Annotated in this window: 1 protein-coding gene and 1 pseudogene; both read left to right on the forward strand. The window is 65.0% G+C overall.

Annotated features, from left to right (window positions below; translation table 11 throughout):
• Window positions 1-234 (forward strand): annotated as a pseudogene (locus tag CKO27_RS23850) (hypothetical protein); the annotation flags it as partial.
• Between the two features lie 108 nt (window positions 235-342).
• A complete protein-coding gene (locus CKO27_RS23855) occupies window positions 343-909 on the forward strand; it encodes a copper-binding protein (RefSeq protein ID WP_242471111.1) in 567 nt (188 codons plus the stop codon).
• Window positions 910-1,183: the final 274 nt, after the last annotated feature.

Consider the following 1,183-nt stretch of genomic DNA (forward strand, 5'->3'; position numbering starts at 1 on the left):
GCCGGAGCCTATCGCCCGCCCCCGCCGCGTGCCGCCTGGAATCACCCGGTCGCGGCAGGCGTCGCGGTCGCCACCACGGCGGCGGTGGTCGGCTCGGTGATCTATTCCCTGCCGCCGTCCTGCACGACGGTCTACGCCAATGGGGTCACCTATCAGCAATGCGGCTCGACCTGGTATCGACCGCAATACGCCGGGACCAGCGTCCAGTACATCGTCGTCGACTCGCCCAACTGATCCCAAGAGTCCATTGATACACTGAGTCTGACCAAGGCGCCGGCGGTCCGCCGACGCCTTGTCTTCATCGAGCCTTCACCCCGCCAGTCAACCTTTAGGAGCCTTTGCATGACCATGAAACGCCCATTCAATCTCGCCCTTGGCCTGACCCTGAGTCTTGTGGGTGCGCTGCCCATGGCGCAGGCCGAGACCCTGCCGGTCGCGGGCGCCGCGGCTTCCACCGAGCTGACCGGCACGGTGACGGTGGTCAATCAAGAGCGACGCCTGCTGACCATCAAGACGCCCGAGGGACGCTTCGAGGTGCTGCACGTCCCCGATGAGGTTCAACGGCTCGACCAGATCAAGATCGGCAACAAGCTCACCATCACCCAGACCGATCTCATCCTGGTCGATCTCCAGAAGGGCGCCGACGCGGACGCGATGGGCGTCACGACCCAGTCCACGGTGGTACGGGATCCAGGCACGAAGCCGGCCGGCATGATGATCGATTCCCTGACGGTCACGGGTGTCGTGCGGGCCGTGGACGCGGCCAACTCCAGCGTGACGATCATGACGCCCGAGAAGCCGATGACGTTCAAGGTCAAGGATCCATCCGTGCTCGACGCACTCGCGCCAGGCGACAGCGTCAGCGCGACCTACATACGCGCCATCAGCGGAGAGGTGCGGTTCCGCTAGCCGCGGTCGATGTTCCGGTCACGAAGCTCCGGCTTCGTGACCGGGTACGACTCGCCTTGGGCACCCGACATCAACCACACTCCAGGAGATTCGCCGATGGCGGACCCATTACACCCGGCCGCGATCCATCACCTGCCTCCCTTCGTCACGGCGCCTGGGGAGACCGACGTGCTGTTCGTGGTGATGGGCTTTTTCGTGCTGCTGGCCGTCATCGGCATCGGCCTCTTCTACTTCAAGCTCCATGCGCTGCCGGAGCAGATGGCGCATCGCGGCC

The organism is Thiocystis violacea, assembly GCF_016583575.1.
Classification (GTDB): domain Bacteria; phylum Pseudomonadota; class Gammaproteobacteria; order Chromatiales; family Chromatiaceae; genus Thiocystis; species Thiocystis violacea.

Excerpts from the sequence above, each read along its gene's own strand:
- CKO27_RS23855 (WP_242471111.1), top strand. The coding sequence starts at position 343 with ATGACCATGAAACGCCCATTCAATCTCGCCCTTGGCCTGACCCTGAGT.